At 59.5% G+C, this 6,042-nt stretch carries 4 protein-coding genes; 1 reads left to right on the forward strand and 3 read right to left on the reverse strand.

Annotation, left to right across the window (positions count from 1 at the left end):
• Positions 1–5: 5 nt before the first annotated feature.
• Together AC0L27_RS24865 and AC0L27_RS24870 are read right to left on the reverse strand one after the other, a co-directional pair.
• The gene (locus AC0L27_RS24865; RefSeq protein ID WP_473320585.1) at positions 6–473 is read right to left on the reverse strand and encodes a nuclear transport factor 2 family protein; all 468 of its coding nucleotides are present in this window, start codon (positions 471–473) and stop codon (positions 6–8) included.
• Between the two features lie 77 nt (positions 474–550).
• Positions 551–955: a YbgC/FadM family acyl-CoA thioesterase gene (locus tag AC0L27_RS24870; RefSeq protein WP_473320587.1), complete on the reverse strand. Its 405-nt coding sequence runs from the start codon at positions 953–955 to the stop codon at positions 551–553.
• 1,218 nt (positions 956–2,173) lie between these two features.
• On the opposite strand from AC0L27_RS24870, the gene AC0L27_RS24875 reads away from it, so the two are divergent.
• The gene (locus AC0L27_RS24875; RefSeq protein ID WP_473320593.1) at positions 2,174–2,908 is read left to right on the forward strand and encodes an outer membrane protein; all 735 of its coding nucleotides are present in this window, start codon (positions 2,174–2,176) and stop codon (positions 2,906–2,908) included.
• 2,516 nt (positions 2,909–5,424) lie between these two features.
• On the opposite strand, the gene AC0L27_RS24880 is transcribed toward AC0L27_RS24875, so the two are convergent.
• Positions 5,425–6,042 (reverse strand): SbmA/BacA-like family transporter (locus AC0L27_RS24880; protein WP_473320589.1); only part of this gene is annotated, 618 nt, incomplete at its 5' end.

The following is a 6,042-nucleotide window of genomic DNA, read 5'->3' on the forward strand; positions in this document are numbered from 1 at the left end:
AAGGCTCAGAACGGATCCGTCCCCAACCCCACCACATCCGCAGGCCTCGGCCCGGGCGCGGGCCAGTGAAACCGCCGGTCCTTCTCCGCAATCACGACGTCGTTGATCGAGGCCTCGCGCCGCCGCATCAGGCCGTGCTCGTCGAACTCCCACTGCTCGTTGCCGTAGGAGCGATACCACTGGCCGCTCGCATCGTGCCATTCGTACTGGAAGCGCACGGCGATGCGGTTTTCGTCGAACGCCCAGAGGTCCTTGATCAGGCGGTAGTCGTGCTCCTTCTCCCATTTCCGGGTGAGGAACGCGACGATGGCTTCGCGCCCCTGAAAAACCTCGGAGCGATTGCGCCAGCGGCTGTCCTCGGTATAGGCCAGCGAGACGCGCACCGGGGCGCGCGAATTCCAGGCATCCTCGGCCATGCGGGCCTTTTGCGCTGCGGTCTCACGGGTGAAGGGCGGAAGCGGCGGGCGCGACATGATGGCCTCATCTGTTGGCGGAAGTGCAATCTATCGCCGCGCGCGCGGGAGTCGAGAGGTCGTCCGCTATCGCCCGATCACGAAATCAGATCAGCCTTCATCAAGGCGCGGATCGACTTCGGGATCGGCTGGGCGCGGCCACCGCTGATGAAGGCGACACGCACCTCGGCTTTCACCAGCACGTTCTCGGCCCGCCGCACCTCCTGCGCCAGCATGATGGAGGCGCCCTTCACCGCGACCGGCCAAGTCACGACGTCGAGCACGTCGTCCATCCGCGCGGGCTTGAGGAAATCGAGATGCATCGAACGCACCACGAAGGCGAAGCTTGCGTCTTCCGCCTCGGCCTGCTCGAACAATGCCTGCTGCTCGGCGCCCATCAGTCGCAGATGATTGGTCCGTCCACGCTCCATGAAGCGCAGATAGTTGGCGTGATAGACGATGCCGGAAAACTCTGGTTTGACGATATCGCAACAGGATACCAACTGCTTGATTTCGTTGGGGCGCTGGAGGGCGATAGCGTGAACAAGCGTAGATTTTTCTACGTCCCTTTCATGGCGAGCCGCAGCGCCTTCGGGATCAGCTTCAGTGTACAGCTAGCTCGCCTCGAGAGAAATGTCAGCCCGGCCGCGAGCATAGCGGCCCGAAGGGGCATGCGGGACGAGTGCAGCGACAACACCGGCGTTTGAGCGGCACGCGGGAACGGGCAGTAATAACGCTCGCCACATGCGAGCTCGTTTTCCGAGTGCCCCCGGCGAGGAGCACTTCATCTCTTGCGCGAGGCATCGTCATCCGAAGGGCCGAGACAGCATGGCTCGGCAAGCTGGCTCATAGAGCCCGGTCCGCGGAGCGGACGCGCCCACAACCTAATCAGACCCGTACTTGTGCCATGGGCGAAAACCGCGGCACTTATGAGCCTGAATTCGGGAGATCCTATCGCGGACCTCACACCACTGAGCCACATTAAGAACGTGTGCGGTTGTTTGCGTGAGAGTTTCCGGGTTCGTTGCTCCGTCGGTGCCGCCTGACCGAAAGCCCAACCGATCGCTCCTGCATTGACGGTTTCATCCGCGGAGCCGGAGCAGGACTGGCGTGTATCGTACTCCGTCAACCAGCTCCATGGTGTGGCCGGAATGGTCGACGAACAGCTTCTCGCCGGCGACATGGACCTGGGGACAGGATGGGCTTGAGGAGGCCGGCCCATTCCTTGTAGCATTCGCAAAACCACGAATAGCTGAAGCAGTCGGAGTTAGGCAAAAGACCAAAGTAGCCGGGTTGCAGACTGTCAACGGTGCGCGCCTCCTGGTTACCCCGATCGCAATCGCTGAAATAGCGATCACGATCCGCTGGAAACGGTGATCACGATGCTCTGGAATGGGCGATCACGATGGCTTGGAATCCGTGATCACGAACGGCTGGAACACGCACATACCGGGCGCCCCGTCGACCTACCACGCTACTAGCGTCGCGAAGTGGAGCGATGCCGTCAAGTTGTCGGGTGCGCGACAGGCAGGACACCGCGCTGATCTACGCTCGCAAGCGAAGGGGTCAAGCAGTTGGAGAGATCTGCAATGCCGCAACCTGACGCAGCGTTTGATTCACGCATTTCTTCCAGCGCCAATGTTGCGATGCAGTTACAGCAATTTGCGTGCACGTTGTTAAGACGCACCAGGCTCGGGGGCACTCAAGACATGGGAATAGAAATGAAGAACTTGTTGCTTATGACAGTCAGTACGGTGGCGCTTGCTGCGGTGGCCCCCGCATTCAGTGCTGATCTGCCTACGCAACCCATCAGCCCTCTCTACACCACCGCTCCGGGACCTGTCGCGGCTGCAATCTACGATTGGAGTGCTTACTATTTCGGCGTGAACGGTGGTCTGAGCTCAGGCGCGAGTTGTTGGGAGTACCTTGGCAGCACGCCCGAGGGCTGTCATCATCCGACAGGCGGTACCGTGGGCTTCCAGATCGGCTATCGATGGCAGATGGGCCAGATCGTGCTGGGTGTCGAGGGCCAGGGCAACTGGGCTGATTTGACCGGGTCCAATCACAGCATCGCGTTTGCCGATACTACCAACCAGACTAAGATTGACGCGTTCGGTCTCATGACGGGGCAGATTGGTTATGCCTTCGGGAACAACGTACTTTACGGCAAAGGCGGCGCCGCAGTCACGAGCAACATCCATCAGATCAGCTCGACCGTGGCAGGAGCCGGTAAGAAAAGTGACGTTCTTTGGGGCGGTGCGTTGGGGGTCGGATTCGAGCACGGCCTCGCACCGAACTGGACGGTGGGCTTCGAGTACGACCACCTGTTCTTCCAGCCCCGCACGGAGAAATTCAGCGGGAACATTGGTGGGGCCGATCGCATCCGCGAGGGTCTCGATCTTATCACGGTACGGGTCAACTATAAGTTTGGCGGTCCGATTCTCCTTAAATATTGATCGGTAGTTGTGTCGATGGCCCCGGCCCAGCCGGGGCCATTTGAAGGAAAGCATGGCCCGCTCAGAGCCCGGCCATTCAGGCAATTCGGACGTGAGATTCAAGCGCCGCCTGCGCGATCCCGGCCCTTCGCCTTTCGCTGGCCTGCGACCCGATTACGGCTGACTTTCGGTGTCGAGTGTGCTCAGCGCTGAGCCGGCGGTTCCCCGCCAAGTGCTGCCGAGCTTGCCGTCCGGAGAAGGAGGCGCTTACCCTGGCAAGGCGGCAGCCGCAAGCCAAGCAGTATCATTCCAGCGGCATCGACGCAGGTTCCGAGCTCGTCGCCCTTGCGACTACCCCTGTCCACAGGCAGACGAGATCGTCGAACACAGCTGCCTCCGCTGAGGCGGCCACGGCAAGATCCGCCTGCAAGCGTTGAGGACATAATAGATCGGCTCATCCGCGTCTGTCGCGAACCCGGACGATCGGCAGCTCGGCTTTCCAACATCTCACCGGCACGTCCGATCTTTCGGATCACTCGGCCTCGCCTGCTTCGGCTACTAGCGGCAACCGAGCAGGCGAGCACCCTGCCCTCCGACATCGCCGACATCGCACGCGAAGCGCCGATGCGGATCGAGGAGAAATCATCTGTGCCGCGGGCGGGACGCAACGACGTCAGTGACAGCCGCGGACACGGGCGACCTCATGATGAAGCAAGGCGGCATCCACAGCAGGACTGACCCGAGTTTCTCCGGCCAGGACGCCATAACCCTTGCGCTCAGATGGCATCGCTGCCGGGCGCAAGCTCCATGGCCGGCAGACCTCTAATCTCGCGTCGCCTTGCAACCCGCCGAAACCCAGGCGGTCAGCCACGCCGGAGCGCGGGGAATAGGTTTGGAGTTCATTCTCGGTCCTTCACACCTCGAAGGGGGTTCTGCAGTTCGCACCCGTAGCAAGCACAACAGGAGTCCTGCAGAGTCCGTAGCGCGAGACGCGTCAAGACAGTTGGATCCGTTGGATCCAAGTGACCTTGTGCGGCCAGAGCTAATACCTTTTCGGCGAGGCACGCCTTCAACGAAGACGTCCGGTTTGCTTCGGGCACCATCCCGATCGCATCGTCCAGAACACCTCGCAACAAAGCGCATAGTTTGGTTTTCGGTGTCATGCCGCCAATCCAAAAACAACGGAGATCTGGCCGACCTCGGCTCCGGCCCGCCTGGCCGGTGGCCCCCGGCAAGCCATGCGGAATAAACCTTCTTCCCTCCAGGGAGCGGGGGGAATAAGGGAGACGGCCGAGCCTACAAGTACAAGAGCTAGGTTTCGGTAATGTGACAGTTCGTGCTCCGCTCATTCTGGATGCATGACGGCTTAAGAAAGCATCCGGCGGATAGGTCCTTTGGTTTTCAAGTCAACGCTTGCTGACGCTATCAACAAAAGTCCGTAACATTTGGTGAGGATCGCCGGGCCGTGAATTGGGCAGCCTTAGTGGATTGCATGTTCCGATCGCGCAAATTCCAGCTTAGGAGTTCGTCGCGCCTTTGAGCCGGACGTGCGGCGCGGTTGCTATAGTCGGCGAGCCACGCTTGCGAATCCACGCTGTTCAATCTGGCGGTCATGTTCACGGCCAGAGCTCCGGCTCGGCGGAAACGGATTGGTCCGCAGCCTCAGAGTTGTCACATCCCAGTTCTGGTAGTTGAAGCGCGACGCAACATCATCTTGAACTCTTCTGGCACGGTTCACAGTTGAGCTTACGAGTGATAAGAATTTCTCTTCGAGATCATTTCGGCGTGCTCCGGCCAGCCCAGCTTGTCGCCGTCCAGGATCGCTGGTTCGAGTGGCTCGATATTCGCACCGAAACTTTCGCCCAGCTGCGCGATCCAGTGACGCTAGAACGAGCTTGGGTGCCACTGGGCTCGATTACCGTTCCGCCAGAACCAGAATGGACACCGACACATCCGGCGGTCACCATGGCTCACCGCCCCACGTAATGCCTACCCACCTGTTTAGCACCGTATTCCATGGAGCGGATCAAGTTTGAAACATCCCCGCGTGGTCGTTCTGGCGTAGTCAGTCAGTGTCCAGTACCATGTGCGACACGATTATGATGGCTCGCGGGACAACACCGTTGAGGCGTGTCTGACTCACATGTCGAGCTTACGACACGCTGATACTTATTTGTAGAGCTAGGCGGTGTGGACTCTGAGAACCCATTTCCAGGAGCAAATCAGATTCATGGCTGTTTTCTCGGAGCAAGTCTTCGGTGTCATGAACCCGCTGGCTCGACCGCAGGTCGAACGCGATGCGGCTGCTTTGTAGCTTACCCACGGCGGCTGTAATGGCCGCTACAGCCATCCGCCGCCCCTTTGCCTCAGTCCGCGCGCTGCAACAGCGCGCTAGCAGTCATCCACAACAACACGTCACGGGGGTTCCGATATGCAGTTGCTAAGTTTCTCCACGCCGAGCGCCATTCTCTCGAGTGCCCCTTCTCACAACTTAAGCAATTCAGCAGCGTTGCAACCGATTGACACGGAACGGAAGGTCAGGTGTCCGTCAACTCCTCTACAGCTATAGGAATCATGTGGCTTGCTTCCTTATATGTCTCGATCGACGGCAGTAGCTCCCCGTGGAGCTTTGCTTCAAAGCTCCGCAGCCGCTGATCGATCGAGATCAGTTCGACAATCGTGCTCCACGAGTTGACGAGATACTGAAACGAGGTTCGCACTTGCGTGAATGCGTTGAGGATTTGATTCATTGCGCCGAGGGTGATCTTGCCTGCGATGATCGTGGGCGCGAGCAGGAGGTAAGGAAATATGACGTCAGTCTGCAAATAGACGATCCGGCCGATATTGAAGTACATGAAGTTCAGATAGAGCCGGAAGTAATTCCTGCGAATGTCGCTAAACAGCACGCTCAATGTCGGAGCATTGGCACGCGCCGCATCATCCTCGCCGAGCACCAGCTCCTTGCGATAGGCCGCTTCGACCCGCTGGTTGAAAAATTCGATTCCGGGCAGGCGAATGCCGATAAGCGCGAGAACGCCGGTGCCCATGATCGACCAGATCACTGCGGCGAACACCAGCGGATAAGGAATCGAGCCGAGCAGAGGCAGCTCCGTGATGTTACTGGACAGCCTCACCAGAACCGGCAGGAAGGCCAA

Source organism: Bradyrhizobium sp. Ken51 (assembly GCF_055807435.1).

Coding starts and splice junctions, on each gene's coding strand:
- AC0L27_RS24875 (WP_473320593.1), top strand. CDS start 2,174: ATGAAGAACTTGTTGCTTATGACAGTCAGTACGGTGGCGCTTGCTGCG.
- AC0L27_RS24865 (WP_473320585.1), bottom strand. CDS start 473: ATGTCGCGCCCGCCGCTTCCGCCCTTCACCCGTGAGACCGCAGCGCAA.